9 protein-coding genes are annotated in these 19,424 nt (G+C 50.3%); 6 read left to right on the top strand and 3 right to left on the bottom strand.

What is annotated here, in order from left to right; all coding sequences use genetic code 11:
- Nucleotides 1–53 precede the first annotated feature (53 nt).
- The gene (locus LA756_RS03710) at nt 54–1,496 is read left to right on the top strand and encodes a sulfatase (RefSeq protein WP_224438538.1); all 1,443 of its coding nucleotides are present in this window, start codon (nt 54–56) and stop codon (nt 1,494–1,496) included.
- A gap of 60 nt (nt 1,497–1,556) precedes the next feature.
- A complete protein-coding gene (locus tag LA756_RS03705; protein ID WP_224438537.1) occupies nt 1,557–2,936 on the top strand; it encodes a DUF1552 domain-containing protein in 1,380 nt (459 codons plus the stop codon).
- A 119-nt stretch (nt 2,937–3,055) separates the two neighbouring features.
- Here LA756_RS03705 and LA756_RS03700 read toward each other — a convergent pair whose 3' ends face one another.
- Nucleotides 3,056–3,946 carry an SDR family oxidoreductase gene (locus LA756_RS03700; protein WP_224438536.1) on the bottom strand — a complete coding sequence of 297 codons (891 nt, stop codon included), beginning with the start codon at nt 3,944–3,946 and terminating at the stop codon, nt 3,056–3,058.
- A gap of 558 nt (nt 3,947–4,504) precedes the next feature.
- Here LA756_RS03700 and LA756_RS03695 point away from each other — a divergent pair.
- From LA756_RS03695 to LA756_RS03680, 4 genes are all read left to right on the top strand, one after another.
- Nucleotides 4,505–9,865 (top strand): PAS domain S-box protein, encoded by a 5,361-nt coding sequence (locus LA756_RS03695; RefSeq protein ID WP_224438535.1) that lies wholly within the window; start codon nt 4,505–4,507, stop codon nt 9,863–9,865.
- 236 nt (nt 9,866–10,101) lie between these two features.
- Nucleotides 10,102–11,187, top strand: coding sequence for a 2,3-diaminopropionate biosynthesis protein SbnA (gene sbnA / locus LA756_RS03690; RefSeq protein ID WP_224438534.1), 1,086 nt, complete (start codon nt 10,102–10,104; stop codon nt 11,185–11,187).
- Complete coding sequence (locus tag LA756_RS03685; protein WP_224438533.1) at nt 11,187–12,902, top strand: FAD/NAD(P)-binding protein; 1,716 nt, start codon at nt 11,187–11,189, stop codon at nt 12,900–12,902. Before sbnA ends, LA756_RS03685 begins: the two co-directional genes overlap by 1 nt.
- Nucleotides 12,899–14,353: a Y4yA family PLP-dependent enzyme gene (locus LA756_RS03680; protein ID WP_224438532.1), complete on the top strand. Its 1,455-nt coding sequence runs from the start codon at nt 12,899–12,901 to the stop codon at nt 14,351–14,353. The genes LA756_RS03685 and LA756_RS03680 overlap by 4 nt, the downstream gene beginning before the upstream one ends.
- 16 nt (nt 14,354–14,369) lie before the next feature.
- Here the strand turns inward: LA756_RS03680 and LA756_RS03675 are convergent, their stop codons facing one another.
- Nucleotides 14,370–15,086: a hypothetical protein gene (locus tag LA756_RS03675; RefSeq protein WP_224438531.1), complete on the bottom strand. Its 717-nt coding sequence runs from the start codon at nt 15,084–15,086 to the stop codon at nt 14,370–14,372.
- A gap of 744 nt (nt 15,087–15,830) precedes the next feature.
- Nucleotides 15,831–19,352 carry an SHD1 domain-containing protein gene (locus LA756_RS03670; protein ID WP_224438530.1) on the bottom strand — a complete coding sequence of 1,174 codons (3,522 nt, stop codon included), beginning with the start codon at nt 19,350–19,352 and terminating at the stop codon, nt 15,831–15,833.
- Nucleotides 19,353–19,424: the final 72 nt, after the last annotated feature.

Below are 19,424 nucleotides of genomic sequence, written 5' to 3'. Positions count from 1 at the left end.
TGTCACTTTCTGGCTAAATCACTAGTACTTTTTTGCCAACAAGGCTAGTTCCCATGTCTCGATGGTTTTTACGTATGGCGATAATCGCCTTCGTCGCGTTTCCCAGTTTCTGTTGCGCAGCGGAGCAAGTCAACATCTTGTTGATCACCGCCGACGACCTGGGTGTTCAACTTTCGTGCTATGGTGACCCGATCGCCCAAACTCCCCATATCGATCAGTTGGCTCAGCAATCGGTTCAGTATCAAACCGCTTACGTCAGCCAAGCCTCATGCAGTCCTTCACGTTCAACAATGTTCACCGGCCTCTACCCTCACGGAAACGGCCATTATGGACTCGCCAACGCAAACGTTGGTTTCCAAGTTCATCCTGAACTACATGATCAATTGCTGCCCAATATGCTGAAGCAGGCTGGCTACCGGACCGGCATTACGGGAAAGCTGCACGTCAATCCGGAAAAGCAATTCCAGTTCGACATGCGCACCAAAGATGGTTTCGGAGGACGCCAGATTAAAAGGCAAGTGCAGGACGCCAGAGAGTTCATTTCTCAGTCGAAGGATCAACCGTGGTTCCTGATGTTCAACCTGTTTGATCCTCACGTTGCTCGCAAACGAAAACCAGGTGGTGGACAAGGACCGCAGTATTTTCCTGATCAAATCGAAGGGTTACCCAAAAAGGTTCTCACCGTCGAGGATGTTCCCGCTTGGCCCTGGCAACAGATTGATTCACCGGAACAACGGACCAAGATTGCCGGCTATTACAACTGTGTTCACCGCATCGATGCGGCCATCGGAACGCTGATGCAAGTGCTGCACGAAACGAACCAATGGGACAAGACATTGATCATCTTTTTAGGTGATCACGGCCCCCCTTTCGCCCGCGGCAAGACAACTTGCTACGAAGCAGGCCTGCGAGTGCCCTTCCTGGTTCGCTGGCCTGGCGTCTCGCAACCGCACATCTCGCAACGTCTTGTGGGAAGTATCGATATTTATCCCACCGTCTTAGAAGCTGCTGGTGTCAAGTTACCCAAGCGGCTGCATGGTCGCTCCCTACGCCCAGTACTGACTGACGCGAGCTCGGTGGACTGGCGTAGCACATTGGTCGCTGAGTTTCATTACCATGGTGCGTCTCCCTTTTTCCCGCGAAGAGCCATCACCGATGGACGATATAAGTTGATTCGCAACCTCAGCGCCGGCAAGTCATCTCCATCCGCAACCGTTGATGGCGACCGAGCTCCCACACTCGCAAAGCAACTCGCATTGGATCATCCGGCCCGTAAGGCCATGGAGCGATTACAAAATCCGCCTGAATGGGAATTATACGACCTCAACGAAGATCCAATAGAATTTACAAATCTTTCGAACGATCCAGCCTACTCCGAGCAAAAGGAGCGGCTCAAAATTGCTTTGGCTCAATGGCAGACGCAAACCGACGATCCTTTTGCTGACGCCAATTTTCGTCGAAACATTGAAGAGAAATACTCAACGACTTCTCGTTAGTTTGCAGTACTTAGTGCAACTCGTTGTCACTTGGATGTGATTTATCCTAAAGGCCTTGCCATGAGTAACAACCGATTCATCGACCGCCGTACTTGTTTGAAAGGCATAGGAGCGGCTCTCGCCTTGCCACTTTTGGACACGATGGGGTGGGCAGAGGCCAGTGAGGCCAACGCGTTCAAGCCGCCTGTCCGTCTGGGGTTCATGTATATGCCCCATGGCGTGATTATGGATCAGTTTTGGCCGGCCGATGCAGAGAGTTTTCTTAAGTCGCCGCCACCTGCCCTCGAGTCGCTGCGCCCTGTACTTGATCAATGCCTGATGATGAAAGGGATAGAAGGGGTTGCCAATGGCCCATTTAAAGGCGCTCCGCATGCACTCGAGCTATCGACCTGGCTGACGGCCGCGCTCCCTGACCCAGACCGACGAGATGAAATCAGCATCTCAATTTCCGCTGATCAAATCGCCGCAAACGCTTCGGGAGCATTTACCACGCTACCTTCGCTAGAACTTGCCACGATGCCGCAAACCTGGAAGGAGAATCAGGCCGGACTAAACGAGGCATATTATTCACACTGTAGCTTTCGTTCTCCGACACAAGCTGTTCCAGCCGAGATAAACCCACGTACGGTGCTCAATCGGTTGTTCAACAAGAAGGGGCAGAACGGTCAGGCATCCGCCGGAGCGAGTCCTCTCGACCGTAGCATGCTCGATCTGGTCCTGAGTGGTGCACGTAATCTCCGCCGCACGTTGTCGGCCAACGATCAACGAAAACTGGACGAGTATCTCGATAGCGTGCGTTCGGTCGAACGCCGAATCGCCGCGATTGAACAGCGACAGAAGGAAGCCGCCCTTGAGAAAGCAGGCGTCCGATCTAGCCGAAGGAATGATTCCGATTCGCCACCGATCGAGATCAAGATTCCCGAAGGAGACAAACGCAGCGAGTACATGCAGGTTATGTGTGACCTGAACGTTCTAGCATTTCAAACCGACACAACTCGCGTCAGCACTTACATTGGTTCCACGCCCAATGGTGTCTCGTATCCGGAACTCGGCTTTTCCGATAAACACCATTCAACAACTCATCACAACAACCAGCCAGAAAAGGTCAGCAAAGTGGCCGCCATCACGGCGTTCAATATCGAGCAATTCGCCTACATGGTTAAAAAGATGAACAGCCTTCAAGAGGGCGATGGTACGCTGCTGGATAACTGCATCATGATGTGGGGCTCCGGCCTAGAAGACGGTGACCGGCATACCCGAGCCAACTTGCCATTCATCGTCGCCGGAAAAGGGGGCGGCTCGATCAACACTGGTCGATTCCTTCCCGATACTAAAGGAAACCAAGGCGATCTGCTTACAACCCTCCTAGCCGCCGCCGGAGTAACCCTCGACCGCCCACTAGGAATCGCAACTAAACAGATTCCAGAAATTCTGACTTAAATTGAGTATATGGTTCATACTACCTCAGAAAGATCAGGACCAGCAGGCAATTCGTATGCGTATTAATGGCCTAACTTGTCGACCATCTCGTGGTTATACCCAAATCGATCAGTGCGCGATCACCCATTGATGATCTCGCCTCCGTTGGGATGCAGCACTTGCCCAGTAATGTAAGAAGAATCTTGGCTGGCCAGAAAGACATAGCAAGTTGCACATTCCCATGGTTGTCCTGCTCTTCCCATCGGGGAATCGGTGCCGAACTTTTCCACCTTATCTGCCGAGAAGGTGGCTGGGATCAATGGTGTCCAAATTGGCCCAGGCGCAACGGCGTTTACGCGGATTCCGTCGCTGACAAGCTTTTGGGAGAGCGAGCGTGTGAAGCTCACAATAGCTCCTTTTGTCGCGGAGTAATCTAGCAAGCCAGGGCTACCTCGATACGCGGTAACAGAGGTGGTGTTAATAATGGTGCTTCCGCGGTGCTCTTTCAGATGGGGAAGGCCCGCCTGAGACAGAAAGAACATCGGATAGATGTTCGTACGAAATGTCTTATGAAGCTGTTCCTCTGTAATTTCGTCGATGTTGGAGGTTGGATGCTGTTCGGCCGCGTTATTGACGAGAATGTCTAGCCGTCCGAATTCTCGCACCGTACTCTGAACGACCTCCGCACAAAAATCTTGTTGACCCAAATCTCCCTTGATTAGCAAACACCTACCATTTTCTGAATCAATCCGTTGTTTTGTCTCGTCGGCGTCCTTATCTTCATCCAAGTAGACGATTGCGACACTCGCTCCCTCTTTCGCGAATAGAACGGCAGTGCTTCGACCGATGCCACTATCTCCACCAGTGATTATGGCGACTTTTCCACGTAATTTGTCACTTCCTCGATAGTAGTCAGGTGCTACGACTGGACGAGGGTTCATGAGGTGCTCGTGGCCTGGCTGGGAATCCTGGTGCTGTGGAGGAAAACCTTGGGAATTTCTTTCTCCGCGTTGCTTCGATTTATTGCTCATTTTAGAAACCTTGCTGATCTCCGAGGACGACAAAACTCAGCGATTGCGACCTGCAATTCCTGAACCGAACACGTAACACTACGAATCTGATCCGACATCACCGTTGAAACCTGACAGACGTCGCCTAGCTCCAATTCATTTGGCACGACAAATGCACCACGCGTGGCGTTTACTTACCAACCATAGACGTTCGCGATCCTCAGCCATTCACTCTTTGCAAGAACACGATCCCTACTCGTTCAGAAAGTTAACGCAATTTGGACGTTTCGGTGGCTTCCACACGAGAATCAGGCAGGACTCAGGCGATGTCTAATTGACGTGACGGGCGGTCATCGGTGAAATAATCCAGCCTTTAGGTTACAAGCCGAAAACCTTGGTCTACTATCAGCACGCTGTACTCAACACGCTCATGATGGACGAGACTCGCTCAAGGCTTTTCCAGGTTGATGCTGAGGACCTAGTGATCTCAGCCAATTGATGGCTCTTATCCTTTTCAACATTGGGTAAAGGCAATCACCTATTCCCTAACTGACGACTCCCACGGGCGGCACGCACATCATGCGAGATGACAACACAGATTTCCTAACTGGCGGCGGCGAGATGGGAGATCGGACACGTAAATTTGACTGGAGCAGAACGTCATTAGGCCCCATTTCAGGCTGGCCACAAGGCTTAAAAACTGCCGTACAAATTATGCTCAGTTCTCGCTACGCGATGTGGCTTGGCTGGGGAACAGAATTCGTCTTTTTTTATAATGATGCCTATGCCAAGATGACCCTAGGGCCAAAGCACCCCTGGGCCCTAGGGAGACCAGCCAGTGAAGTTTGGTCTGAGATATGGGCTGATGCGGGGCCACGTGCTGAGTCGGTCGTCCAGACGGGCCAAGCAACTTGGGATGAGGGCCTTCTCCTGTTCCTGGAACGTAACGGTTTTCCCGAGGAAACATATCACACATTCTCTTACAGTCCGTTGCCGGGCGAAAACAACACAATCGGTGGCATACTTTGCGTTGTCACGGAAGATACCGAGCGAACAATCGGTGAACGTCGGCTCCGAACTCTTCGAGAATTGGCGGCTCGAACTACCGATGAACCTAGATCGGCAGAGCAAGCCTGCGAGACCGCGGCGAAGATATTAGCTGCCAACCCTTATGACATACCTTTCGGGTTGATCTATCTAAACAGTTACGACGGCGAAACGACTTCGTTAGCGGGAGCAGCTGGCATCGATCAGCGGCACGACCTGTGCCCTAACTTGGTCGAACTATCGCGTAGGGAAACCTTCTGGCCATTTCACCAAGTATCCGAATTTGGCAAGAGTATAGAAGTCGACAACATCTCACAGAGTTTTTTACCAGATTCTGTCGGTGTGTTCCAAGAATCGCCAGAGACGGCACTTGTGCTCCCGCTGGCGAAATCAGGCCAAGACACACTCGCTGGTTTTCTTATAGCAGGCATCAGCCCTCGTCGCCCATTTGACGACAGCTACCGAGGATTTCTTGAGCTTGTTGCAGGACAGATTGCCACGGCTGTGTCCAACGCCCGTGCCTACGAAGAAGAAAAATCTCGCGCCCTTGCATTGGAGGAATTAGACCACGCCAAGACAGCGTTCTTTTCTAATGTGAGCCACGAATTCCGCACCCCTCTTACCCTAATGCTGGGCCCCCTAGAAGACATTCTGTCTTCGCCCGAGAACGACGGCCTTTCCGCTGAAGTCAAACAACAACTCACGTTGATTAACAGAAATGGTCTTCGTCTTCTTCGATTGGTCAACTCTTTACTCGATTTTTCACGAATCGAAGCCGGAAGAGTTCGAGCAGCGTTCCAGCCGACAGATTTGCAGGATTATACATCTGACTTAGTAAGCGTCTTCCGATCTGCCGTGGAACGCGCTGGCATGCAATTGAATGTGCAATGTGAAGACCTCACCTCGCCAGTTTACGTCGACCGTAATATGTGGGAGAAAATTGTTCTCAATCTTGTCTCTAACGCTTTTAAGTTCACCTTTGAGGGAAGCATTTCTGTCGAGCTAAGCGAGTTAGGTGAGCATGCCCAGCTGATAGTCCGAGATACAGGAACCGGGATCCCCTCGGATCAGCTCTCCAGACTTTTTGACCGCTTCCATCGCATCGAAAATGCCCAGGGGCGTACCCATGAGGGAAGTGGAATCGGGCTCGCGCTCGTACAGGAACTGGTCAAACTACATGGTGGGAAAATCGACGTTGAAAGCGAACTAGGCCAAGGCAGTTGCTTTACTATTCTCATCCCTCTAGGAACAAAACATCTACCACCTGATCAGACTATCGATAGCGATCCTATGGCAAATACCTCTGCCACCGTCGATCCCTATATTGAAGAAGCTTTACAGTGGCTTCCTGAGGACAGTATCGATGGCCCAGACTCGAGCGTTTATTCAGGCATAGCCGAGCATCCAAGAGAGTTTTCTATTGACAAAATAAAACAAGATGGAAGACCGACAATTGTCCTAGCAGATGACAACATCGACATGCGTCAGTACGTCTCTCGCTTACTCTCAGACGCATATCATGTGACCTCGGTCAGTGACGGCGAGACAGCTTGGTTAGAAATTGAGCGGGAATTGCCTGACCTCGTACTGACGGACGTCATGATGCCGAAGCTGGATGGGTTCGGACTCCTCGCCAGAATTCGCGAAACGTACGAGACCCGTGACCTGCCCGTAATTATGCTCTCGGCCAGGGCAGGTGAAGAGAGCCGTGTAGAAGGTATGGATGCAGGGGCCGATGACTATCTTGTAAAGCCATTTAGCGGTAGAGAGTTGTTGGCCCGCGTTGGTGCACATATTCAGATTGCCTTGCAAAGAAAACGGTCGGCCGAGGAACTTCAGCGTAATGAAGAGCGCCTTCAGCTGGCATTGTCCGCGGCAAGAATGGTTGCCTGGCAATGGAATCTTAGTACAGATGATTTCATTCTCTCGGAAAACGCCCAGCAGTTTTTCGCTCAGCTTGCAACGAACCCGCCCGTGAACAAAACGGACTGTTCGCACCTTATTCACCAGGATGATCGCGCTCGCTACGACTCAGCTATTACGCAGGCCATTCAACGCAACGAACAATACAAGATCCAGTACCGTGTCGTTTCGCCAAATAATGAGGACACTACTTGGATTGAAGAAACGGGACGCGTCGTAACGTCGGATAAAGATAGCACCAGATCGCTCGTTGGTGTGTTCATGGACATCACGCAGCGTCGTGAGGCAAGCACCGCCCTGCAGCAAGAGCGTGACTTACTGAATGTGACGCTGAAAAGTATCGGAGATGCGGTCATCACCACGGATGTTACTGGTCAAATCACCAATTTGAATCACGTTGCAGAACAATTAACTGGCTGGATGGTCGACGAAGTCGTTGGCAAACCCCTCGCGGACGTATTTCGGATAATTAATGAACAAACACGCGAGACGGTCGAAAGTCCCGCGGAACGGGCACTGCGTGAAGGCGTTATCGTCGGGCTTGCAAATCATACTCTCTTAATCAGCCGCGACGGAACCGAGTATCCCATCGACGACAGCGCTGCACCTATCCGCGGTAGTGACGGTTCGCTATTGGGATGTGTGCTTGTTTTTCGTGACGTTACCGCGCGACAACAGGCAGATCGTAAGTTGCGGGAAAGCGAAGAACGCTATCGCCTGATTGGCCATGCAGCCAACGATGCCATCTGGGACTGGAACTTGGTCAATAACCAAGTCAATTGGAACGAAGGACTTCAAAGGCGATTTGGCTATCCTCTGTCTGAAATAGGTAACGATGCTAATTGGTGGAAGGAGCATATTCATCCAGATGATCAAGATCGTGTCGTTCGTGGAATCCATACGGTTATCGATAGTGATGGTGAACTCTGGCAAGACGAATATCGATACCGTCGAGCAGACGGATCGTATGCACATGTCTTCGATCGCGGAAAGGTTGTTCGCAACGAAGGTAAACCTGTCCGTATGGTAGGCTCGATGCTTGACCTAACCGAACGACTTCAAGCTGAACAGAAGCTTCGCGAACAAGAACGCCAGTATCGAGGTATTTTCGAGTCGACAAGCGATGCCGTACTCGTATTTGACTACGAAGGTTACCTACAAGAGGCCAATCCGGCTGCCTGTAGCATGCACGGCTACTCCTATGCAGAATTTATCGGCATGCATGGAACGCAGTTTGTTCACCAAGGCGACCATTCTAAATTTGCTAGCTTTGTCGAAGCCGTCAGCAGTGGACAAGATTTCCATGTCGAGGGAAGGCATGTACGCAAGGATGGCGAACAGATTCTCATCAAAGTGAACGGTACAGGTTTCAGCTATGGCGGAAAACCGGCACTTTTGGCGGTCGTTCGCGATATAACTGAAGAACGGCAGGCGCTACAAAAGCTTCAAGAAAGCGAAGAACAACTCCGCCTGTTGGCAGAGACGATTCCACAACTCGCCTGGATGGCGGGGCCCAACGGTGACATATTTTGGTACAACTCGCGATGGTATGAGTACACCGGTAAAACTTCTAAGGAGATGGAAGGCTGGGGGTGGCAATCGGTCCACGATCCTACCGTACTTCCTACGGTATTGAAACGGTGGAATTCTTCCCTTGAGACGGGAACACCGTTTGACATGGTCTTTCCAATTCAGGGAGCCGATGGCGAGTTCCGCCCGTTCCTCACTAGAATCAATCCGCTACGAGATCAAGCTGGAAACGTCCGATATTGGTTTGGCACCAACACGGATATCAGTGAGCAACAGAGGATTCAGGAAGAGCTTCGCGAACTCGCGGCCCAACTCTCCGAAGCCGATCGTCGGAAAGATGAGTTTTTGGCAACTCTTGCTCACGAGCTACGAAACCCACTAGCTCCTATTCGGACCGGGCTTGAACTGATGAGCCTGTCCGGGGACGATCCAGCGACAGTTGCCGAAGTTCGACCAATTCTAGAACGGCAAACGAAGCAGCTAATTTCTCTAGTGGACGATCTGTTGGATGTCTCGCGAATCACGCGTGGCAAATTTGACTTAAAGAAGTGTCAAGTGGAACTGTCGGAGGTGGTTCGAAGTGCCGTCGAAGCATCTACACCAATCATCGATGAGCTTGCGCATAACTTGGAAGTTTCGATACCCGAACAAACGATTACATTAGAAGCAGATCCTCATCGACTGGCCCAGGTACTAGCAAACCTATTAAACAATTCCGCAAAATACACTCCTGAAGGCGGCAATATTCAGCTTATGGCCATTCAAACTGATGGCCATTTGGAGCTTTCTGTATCTGACAATGGGATTGGTATTCCAGAGGATATGTTAGGGCGAATTTTTGACATGTTCGCGCAGATCGATCGCCCCTTAGAACGAGGCTATCCTGGTCTTGGAATTGGCCTAACGTTGGTAAAGTCGCTGATCGAAATGCACGAAGGCACCGTAGCCGTGGAAAGCAACGGTCCAAACCGAGGCACCAAATTTACAGTTCGGCTTCCAATCTCTCCTGCCAATATCGCTTCAAATACCGCTACTACCGACGTTGCTCAGCTTGGTAAATTGTCATCAAAGCGACGCGTCCTTGTAGTCGACGACAATAAGGCCGCCGCCAAAATGCTTAGTATGGTCGTCCAAATGCTGGGCAATGAAGTAGAAACTGCTGACGACGGATTGCAAGCGGTTGAAATAGACGAGCAATTTCGTCCTCAAGTCATCTTCATGGATATCGGCATGCCTAAGATGAATGGTTACGAAGCTGCCCGACATATCCGTCAGCAACCATGGGGCAAAAAGATCGTACTGATCGCGCTGACTGGTTGGGGGCAGGAAGATGACAAACGGAAAACAAAAGAAGCGGGCTTTGATCATCACTTGGTTAAACCCGCTGAGCCTTCGGAAATTCAATCCTTGCTTGCTTTGGTTCCTCAAGAGCCAACCTAGTCGATAATCGAGCCTCATCGTTAGCATTTGTTCTTACAAATAATCCTCGGTAAGCTCTATAACCTAGTATCTTGCTTCATTTTATTCGCTGCACAAAGTGTATTTCTTTGCAAGGAACCGTTCTGCGGCGTGCATCATGCAGTTTACCTTGGCAATAACGGCACGGTTATTGCATCACGCACGTGTGTTCAGTTTTTAGGCCCCAAAGTCATATCGCCAGGAACGAGCACGCCACTATGGTAAACGGCATTGGTGAACTAGCTACCGTCATTTCGCGCCCACCACTTCTCGAAGGTCCTTCGCCGAAGAAGACTCCCGCCGCGAATGGAATACTTGAGGCAATCGGGTTAACTCCCTTAATCTGCCTAACTCGCTACTTGGATCGAAACGATGTCACTTTATATGCCAAGCTTGAATCGCAAAATCCAGGCGGTAGCGCTAAGGATCGGCCGGCATCTCAGATGCTTCGCGAAGCGATAACCTCCGGAAAAGTGAATGCAGGCACAACCATCATCGAATCGTCCTCCGGTAATATGGGAATCGGTCTTGCTCAGGCATGCCGCTACTACGGCCTTCGATTCATCTGCGTCGTTGACCCACGGGCTCAAAAACAGAACCTCGCTATCATACGGGCATTAGGAGGAGAAATTCATAAAGTAACGACTCCTATTGATGGCGATTTCCTCGCGGCTCGCCTGGCGCGCGTGTGTTTTCTTCTTGAGAATACTGCTAATAGCTATTGGCCCAACCAGTATGCCAACTCAGAGAATCCGAAGGCACATGAATTGGGGACGATCCGCGAAATTGATGAGGCCATGGAGGGTAGTTTAGACTACCTGTTTGTGGCCACGAGCAGCACGGGCACAATACAAGGTTGTCGCAATTACCTCCGCTCGCGGAACAGAAAAACTGAAGTCGTCGCCGTAGATGCTGTGGGAAGCGTATTATTCGGAGGGACGGCGGGACGTCGCACGATTCCAGGACTTGGTACTGGTCGCGAACCTGCGCTTGCTCGCAACCAGTCGTTCAATCTCATACATCGCGTTACCGATCTCGAATGCGTCATCGGATGCAGGCGGGCAGCAGCGACCGAGGCGATGCTAGTTGGAGGATCAGGCGGTGGAGTCCTCGAGGCTATTCGCGCTCGCCAGCATTCACTAGCCGGGAAGACTTGTGTAGCAATCCTGCATGACTCCGGGACGAGATACTTAGATACTGTATTCAACGACGAGTGGGTGCAAAAAGAGATGCGCGTTACCCCTGAAGAATTGGACAGGCTTGCAGGCACTCCCAAATCTGTCTCGGAGGAGTCGGGGACATAATGGTTTCAATACATATTCAGTCACCAAGCAATCAGGGGCATCCTTTATCCTACGGAAATACGCCTCACAAAATTGCGATTATCGGAGGAGGACCACGAGGTTTTTATTGCCTGGAATCGTTGAGCCGCGCGCTAAGATGCCACCCTCGGACTGGACCGATAGAAATCGATATATTCGATTCTTGCCCCTACATTGGTTCTGGAAATGTCTATGACGTCAACCAACCTGATTTCCTTCGAATGAACTTTCCCAATGGGAAAATCGACGCATGGAGTCATGGCGAATTTCGCGGCAAGGACGAGTTGTCGCTCCTGAGTTGGCTTCAGGCCAGTTATCCTCAATGGGCCAATCCAGAAGGATTTTCTCCGCGGGCTGTTGTCGGACGATATCTTCACGAGTGCTTTGAAATAGTCCGATCCAGCTTGCCCGAAAATGTTACCCTCAACGTCCATCACCTCCATATTGCGGACGTCAAGAAATGCAATTCTCAGTGGATTATATCTACAGAGGATCATAGGTGGGTGGCCGATGATCTCGTAATGACACTCGGACACGAAGGATGGCGCTCCACTAACTCACTTGCCGAAGGCGATGACCGGCGACTGATTGAGCGGGTATTTCCCGTAGACTCCCAGCTTTCCCGCACGCGTGTCGCATCGAAGATCAGAGTGGCAATTCGAGGTTTTGGACTAACCTGGATTGATGCTAGCCTGGCTCTAACTGAGGGACGCGGCGGTCAATTTCAACCAGCCGTAGAAGATTGGACTTACGACCGCTCAGGTGACGAACCATCTAAGATCTATCCTTACTCGCGGACAGGCCGCCCGCTTCTAGCGAAGTCGATTGAATCGCAGATGGAACTACCACCAATTTTGTCAGATATTTGGCAAAGTGGATCCGAAGCGATTTTAGATGCCGCACGATCCGCTGATCCTTCGCAACAGGTGCGAGATCTGTGGCAATCGGTAACACGAACAGCCGGCGACGTCTATCAATCGATTCATCCAGGTTTAAACAGCACTCTATCGAAATCTCGTCTTGACCAATGGTACAAATGGTGGAGAAGCACGTTCTTCCCAGGTTTTAAAGCTTACGACTTGATGAAACAATCACTCAACGTTGGGCTCGGTCTGGCACCACCGAACGAAGCTTGGGTATGGGGCGAAACCTGGCGACGAATTTATCCAGCTCTTGTGGAACGAGTGAGTCATGGAGGCATATCTAATGAAGCTTGGAAGTTGTTCCGCCCTATCAGTGCCGAGATGGAACGAATAGCATTCGGCCCTCCGCCTGAGAATATGAGTCGAATGCTCGCACTTATCGATTCAGAGGTTATTGACCTCAATTTCGTCAAAGGGGCCAAACTTGCCGTGCGACCTAATCAGCTTGAACTAATTCGCGACGGTATCGTCGAAGAAGTCGACGTTGCGATCAATGCCGTCATTCCTTCACCATACCAAATTGATCCCCATGGCCCCCTCTCTCGCCTTATCGCTGACAAAACGATCTCTTGGCAGGACCGAGACATCGGTTTGCAGATTGATCAACGAGGTCGTCCCCTTTCTTATCCCCACGAGAATCTGGCCATTTTTGGTAGGGTCACCGAAGGGGCTGTTCTGGGCAACGATACTTTGAGCCGAAATCTCCATCCCCATATCGAAAACTGGGCTAAAGAAACCGCCAAACGCATTTTCCTTCGAAAGCTCTCCCATTGAACAACGCCATCTTTCCGACGTCAGGCATTAGATTGAATTGCCAGGGGGTGCTGCCTTTAGATGCAACATTGCCAGCTTGGATGGAAGCGATCCTGACATGTCCTGAACTTCATCAGTGGGTTGACGAGTACGGCTCTCCCTTGAATATTATCAATACCGAGCCGTTGACTCATAATGTAGAAGAATTGAACAGAGTCACTCAAGAATTTGGAGTCGACTTTCAAGTCTTCTTCGCACGCAAGGCGAATAAGTGCTTGAGCCTAGTTGATGCCGCCGATAAAGCCGGGGCTGGACTCGATATTGCCAGCCTGCAGGAACTGCAACAGGTGATCGAGCACGATATTTCCGGCACAAACATAATCTGCACGGCAGCCATCAAGGATGAGTCACTTTTCTCTGCCTGCGTACAGCACGGTGTAACTATTGCTGTCGACAACGCAGATGAGTTAACACAATTGGAAACGCAGTTGAGATTTGGGTTGCCAATCAAGGTTGCGTTACGACTGAGTGGATTCGAGTTTGGCGGCACACAACTCGACTCTCGCTTTGGTATCAACATCAATCATCTGAGTTCGTTTCTTCGCACCTTCCACCAAACGATATCTCATCCGTTAATGGAGATCGTCGGTATACACTTTCATCTCGACGGATACTCTGCCGGTCAACGAATGGCTGCGATTACTCAGTGTCTACCGATCGTCGATGTCCTGAGAAACCTTGGGCATTCAGTACGGTTTCTCGACATCGGTGGAGGAATACCCATGTCGTATCTGGAAGACGAACGCCAGTGGGATGCATTTTGGGAGAATCTTCATCAAGCTGTCTTAGGTAGGATCAAGCCCATTACGTACAGAAATCATGGACTAGGATTTATGGATGTACATGGAGAAGTCTACGGCCGTCGAAATTGTTATCCGTACTACCAGAGGTGCGTTCAAGGTGAGTGGCTTAGAAAAGTTCTTTCGGCTGGATTTGAAGATCAAAGGATTGCGGATGCCGTAAGTCAACGGAACCTGCAACTTCGCTGCGAGCCAGGCCGAAGCGTGCTGGATGGATGTGGCATGACGGTAGCCAAAGTTGTATTTCGGAAACAGCACCCCAATGGAGAATGGTTCATTGGTCTCAGCATGAATTCCACACAATGCCGAACGAGTAGCGATGACTTCCTCGTTGACCCAATCTTAGTTCCTGTGCCGAACGGTCGTAGGGGGAAAGAACTGGAAGGTTATCTGGTGGGGGCTTATTGCACTGAGTCGGAATTAATAAGTCTTCGCAGATTCCGATTTCCCAACGGGATTAACGTTGGGGATCTGATTGCGATTCCCAACACGGCTGGATATTTTATGCACTTTCGGGAAAGTCGGTCTCACCAGTTTCCACTGGCGAAGAACGCGATTGTTACGTCCTTCTCGCCTCCAACAGTTACGATCGATGATCCCGTTGATCACTGATCCAATGGAAAATGCTTTACTTGCCGCATGTTCCGACCGATTCTACTGCAATGAATTGCGGTTTGCGTTGAATACATTCCGCAAGTTTTTCATGCACCTTAAGTAGCGTCTTCAGGTCCTCCTCTATTTCTAGCTCTGGATGAACTTCCGACCAGAAATGTGCGGTACGCACAAATGCTAAGAATACAAGTAAGTGCTGAAACTCGGCGCGATCCATCGCACTGCTAAGAGCTTGAAGGGACGTCGATGCCTGGGACGTCTGCAAAAATATGTGCGCAGCACAAGCAAAAAGCATTTCTTCGGAGTTGCTTCCACTTTTAGGCAAGGGAAACAGAGCAGTGGGAGTGTTTTGCAGTTCATCTAAGAACGGCACTAGCAATTGTCCACACGGAAGATCGAGCTCAAGCAAATGGATAACTTGATCGATCGTCTCTGGCTCACAGCGAACACTTCCTGAAGGTCGGCCTAGCCCAATCAAAAATCCGACATGGCGGGCAAGGCAATAGTGAACCTTACAGAATCGCGACAGGTAAACAAAAAGGCGTTCTTTCAACAGTGGTGGTAGTGGATTGTCTAGATACCCAAACTTGGCAAATCCCCACAGGTTTTCCGTGATCTCGGGGGCTTCGGGACCTAATCGAAAGAAATGGGGAAGCACCCCCAATCGCCGTTTAACTTCATTTTGAACTTGCGTAGGATCGTTAATTATCTCTTCAATGGGTTCATCGCTCATGCTTACCTGCGATCTAAGTCAGGAAAATTCTGCGCCAAGCAGGTCTGAACAACCGCTCACAGTTGTGAGGACACGTCTAAACGTCGAGTCAAGTCCCAGCCAGATAAATTCAGCTTACGGCATTTAACGTAATTTGGCTACGCGCAATCTGGACCATTTAAATATGCGACCATCATGAAAAGCACGGATAAACGTCGATAGATCCGTGATTGTGTCACGTAAGTCCTTTTGGGGACGGCATTGTGATCAATCGGCAGATTCTTACCTCCGACATCTTCCCCTTATACTCCTTGCAATAAATGCTAAATGACATTCTCGTCATATACTTTGAATATCATATACCCAGATATTTTTATAGCGTAAGGATTACCAACGTCGCTCGACTCAGTCAGACAACCGTATCACCTCTTTGGTATTTACAAATCACTGTCGGAGTACCATCCTCGCTGCTCCAATGAGCAGCCTTAATGGGCAAAGGCATCAATTATTCGAAGTTCACTCCCGAAGGTAAGCCGCCGCATACACTAAGAATTTTTCACGAATCATAATTGCATTGGCGAGATCGAACACCGTGGCTTTTGGTAATCGGTTATTCATTCGTGAAACGGTACATTAACTCGGCTCCCAGATGCTCGGTCGACTTGCGGACACGTTCGAGTTGGCTGAAAGCGTACTTAACCCCGACAATATCGGCTACGCGAAACTTTACCTCCACCGGCCATGAACTATCCTGGTGGAGCGTTATTAGTTACGCTCTGCAAGCTCTTTAAGAAAACGCTGATCGCTTTCTGACAGCACCGACAAGGGAATCTCTATCTGATTCCCCTTGGCAGTCTTTAAAACCGCCGACTTCATGTCCAATTTCACAAGCGCCGCGTCGACGTGAAACTTACCCGACTTGTCGGTCCAGGTTCGCATAGGAGAAAGTAGCTTGCCATCGTCTACCAAAGGTTTTCCTTCCTTTTTGCCAGCACCTATAATCAATTCCACTTCTTGGGCGAATCCCTTGGAATCGAGCGTAAGTAGTTTTGTACTATCAGGCGAGAACGATACTCTGGGTACTCGAACCCCTTCTTCTGAGTAAACTAGCTTTTTGATCGAGGCATCCCAAACTTCGAAGCGTCCAAAAAACATATCGCGTTTCCCGTCCTTAATGGCAAAGGGATAATAGCTCGCGATGAACCGACCATCATTGCTCATCGCGATCGGAATGCCCGAAAATTCCGGCCAGACGACGCTAGTGGCTCCATCTGACGACCGCTTTATTAAGTTATTCTCGATTCCGCGTCCAACTCCCAACAAGGAAACATCTGGCAGAAAACCGGCAACAAAGTCGAGCGTTTCGATTTTCCCAAAGTCGGTCCCATCCTTCGCATCAAATGCACGCACACCGGTCTGCTCTTGAATTGCGAGCAGCATCTGGTCGTCTGGGGTAAATGCGATTTTGGAAACCCCTCGCGAACTATCACAACCGATAAAGTCAAATTGCTTTTCGCCAGAGTGAATGTTCCACACGCACGAAATGGCATCCTGTCCATTTGCCGCCAGACAACTTGCATCGGCCGAGAAAGCCAGATTGGCTACGGCTGTTTTCAGGTCTGTCCACTGCTTAAGTGGGCGAAGGGTTCTAGCATCCCACAAAATGACACGTCCGTCCTGACCACCGGTTGCGAAGGTATCTCCTGAAGGACTGAATACCACGCAGTTCACTCCCTTAGGATCATCCAATAGGCTCGTGATTATGTCACCCGTTTTGGAATTCCAAACGCAGATCGTCTTATTGCGCTGATGCGAAACGGAAACAATAAACTCTCCGCCCGGAAAATAGGCAATGTCCGCAACCCGCTCGCCAGGACTTATCAAATTCTCACGTCCGGTGACTCTACCTCGTGAGAATTCAGGTGGCGGCTGGACCGGCGACGACTTGCCATCATCGATTCCTGCCGCTGCTCGAAAAGAATCGCCCGATCCGTCAAAAAACACCTGAAGTCGAAGTGTTCGTCCCCCCGCTTTGGGATAACACTCTGCTACTAGCCCAAAGTTGTTCGTGTGCCGCAGTTGGCTAATTTGATAGGTTCCGTCGTCAATACGGATAGGCGACTTAGGATCATTGAAGGTCCAGTGATTTTGATAATGCCACGGTACTGCCCCCAAGGACCTGATCTCGCCGGATTCTAAATTCGCCTGATACCATTGTTTGCCAACGATATGAAGAATTTTGGCTTGCTCATCGTAATAGAACTTTCCTTCGTCGTAGCTGGACAAAAGCAGGGTCTTTTTATTGTCTGCAAGACCGCGGCTATAGAAACCAAGCTTTTTGTCTTTCAGAGAAATGGCTAGTTCCCTGTAGATTTCGCCATCAACTACCCAGCCGCCTAGCATTTCGCTCCAGGAATGGTCGAGAACACGAATGGAGCAATCTTCTGGATTGATCAACAGCGGATAGTGATAGAGAACCGGGCTTTTACTCGAACGAGTCACCAGCAGACCGCGTTCGATGACCTTCCCATTCTCTCGTCGCTGAAGCAGCTCGATATTGGTAGCGGCAAATCGAATTGTGAGGTCATCCGGGCGCACGCTACTTAAATCCGCCGGTAACGTTTCCTTAGCCTCATAGAAAATTTTGATTTGGTGATTTCCTTCTGGATCAAACTGCACGTCCGCAAACCAAGTCCTGCCAACATAACCGCAAATTATGGCATGACCAGCATCCAGTGGCGTGACACTTAGACTTACCTCGCGGACGGTCACATCGGGTATTTCATCACGCGACAAAATCGGCAAGCCGTGATCTTGGGTTAATTCATGGCGTTTCCAGGTGGAAGTATCCAGGACGGCCAACTTTACTCCCCCGTCGCCGTCACCGGAAGTGATCCAGATATACTTGCCGTCATACTTAAACGCGCTATAAGCGTTGCGTCCCTGATCCGCGATCCTGCGAAAGCCGTCCCCCTGGGAATAGATAAAGTAACCATCATCGGCATTGACCAGATCCCATTTATCACCCAGCGCGGATATTCCTCGAAAGGTCTTAAACTGTTCGAAATCAAACCGGCGAAACGTCAGATTGTCGTTCACAGGGGCATTGGCATTACCGCGATGCACGACGGTCGCGGCACGCGTCACCTGAATCTCGTTTAGAATCGCTTGGGCAGTCTGGCGGACATACGGCAGCGTTTCTTTGCTATTGATCAAATCTTGTAGAAACGCACGTCCTTCCAAGCTCCGCATGGTACGTGGTTGTTCATCGGCTAGTAGGAACCGGCGTGCGAAGAACTTGTTATCGGATAGATGCTGGTATTTCAAGATTACCTGTTTAATCATTGCATAACGCTGTGGCGACGGAAGGTCGATGATCGCGCGATGCAACAGATAAGAACTTAGCCTCCATTCTTTCATCTCTGCCAGGCCATGAACCAACTTCATTGCCAACTCATTGTTGAGTTCGAGAAATTCACGCGCTTCCTGGGCCAACTCTTTGGCCTCGGAGTCACCCTGCATGTAATAGGGCCTGCCAGTAATGACGTGCTGTTTGAAGATCAACCAATGCCGCTTTGCCAAGTCGAAGCGTGACTTTTCAATCATCACACGCAAATGCTGTAAGGCGAATCGCTTGAGTCTGATATCTCGTTGAAGTTCGTCCAGATACTCAAGATGATGATCTTCCAATCGCCGCTGGATGATCGAAACGGCTTGGCTATGAATCTCCGGCTGATCCGGAACAAGGAGTAGGCTTGCCTCGACTAGTGCTTGCGCCTCGTCCCAGTTGGCCAGCCGGATGAACAGATCGGCCCGCTCATTGAGCAATTTCACTTCCTGCTGTGGGTCGATCGTGGCAGTCTCGATACCTTTCGACGATGCCAATTCCTGGGCATATTTCAACAAAGCACCGGATACCGCACCTGGCGAGATCGTTACGTCCGTCTCGCTAAGAACTTTCGCGCCTTGCTGAGCCTTCAAGCTCAGTCTGACACGGTGATCATCTCCCTTTCCCTCATTGCGATATTCCCCCAGTACATAGGTGGGCAGCTCACGCACAACGTTGGCACCGTCGGCGGCGAGGTTGTATTCGCTGGTGATCGCCTTCGCTTCATCTAATTCCACGACTACCACGCCTGAAGAGTCGAGTAGAGTTCGCTCGAGAAGCTTGGCGTAGGTCGACTTCAGATAATCGTACTCGTAGGTAAGATCATCACTCACGAAAGGAGGCACGGCAAAGATGTGCTGAATCGAACCCTGAGATTTGGCAATGCCGTCGTTGGCCAATTTCACTAGCAACTGAGCATCACTAGTCGGGTCCTTCCCTAGCAGCATCTTCTGGCTCATCAAGCGAACCCC

The organism is Bremerella sp. TYQ1, assembly GCF_020150455.1.
Classification (GTDB): Bacteria; Planctomycetota; Planctomycetia; order Pirellulales; family Pirellulaceae; genus Bremerella; species Bremerella volcania_A.
Note: the sequence above shows the minus strand (reverse complement) of the source record. Positions and strands in the feature narration are given on the sequence as shown.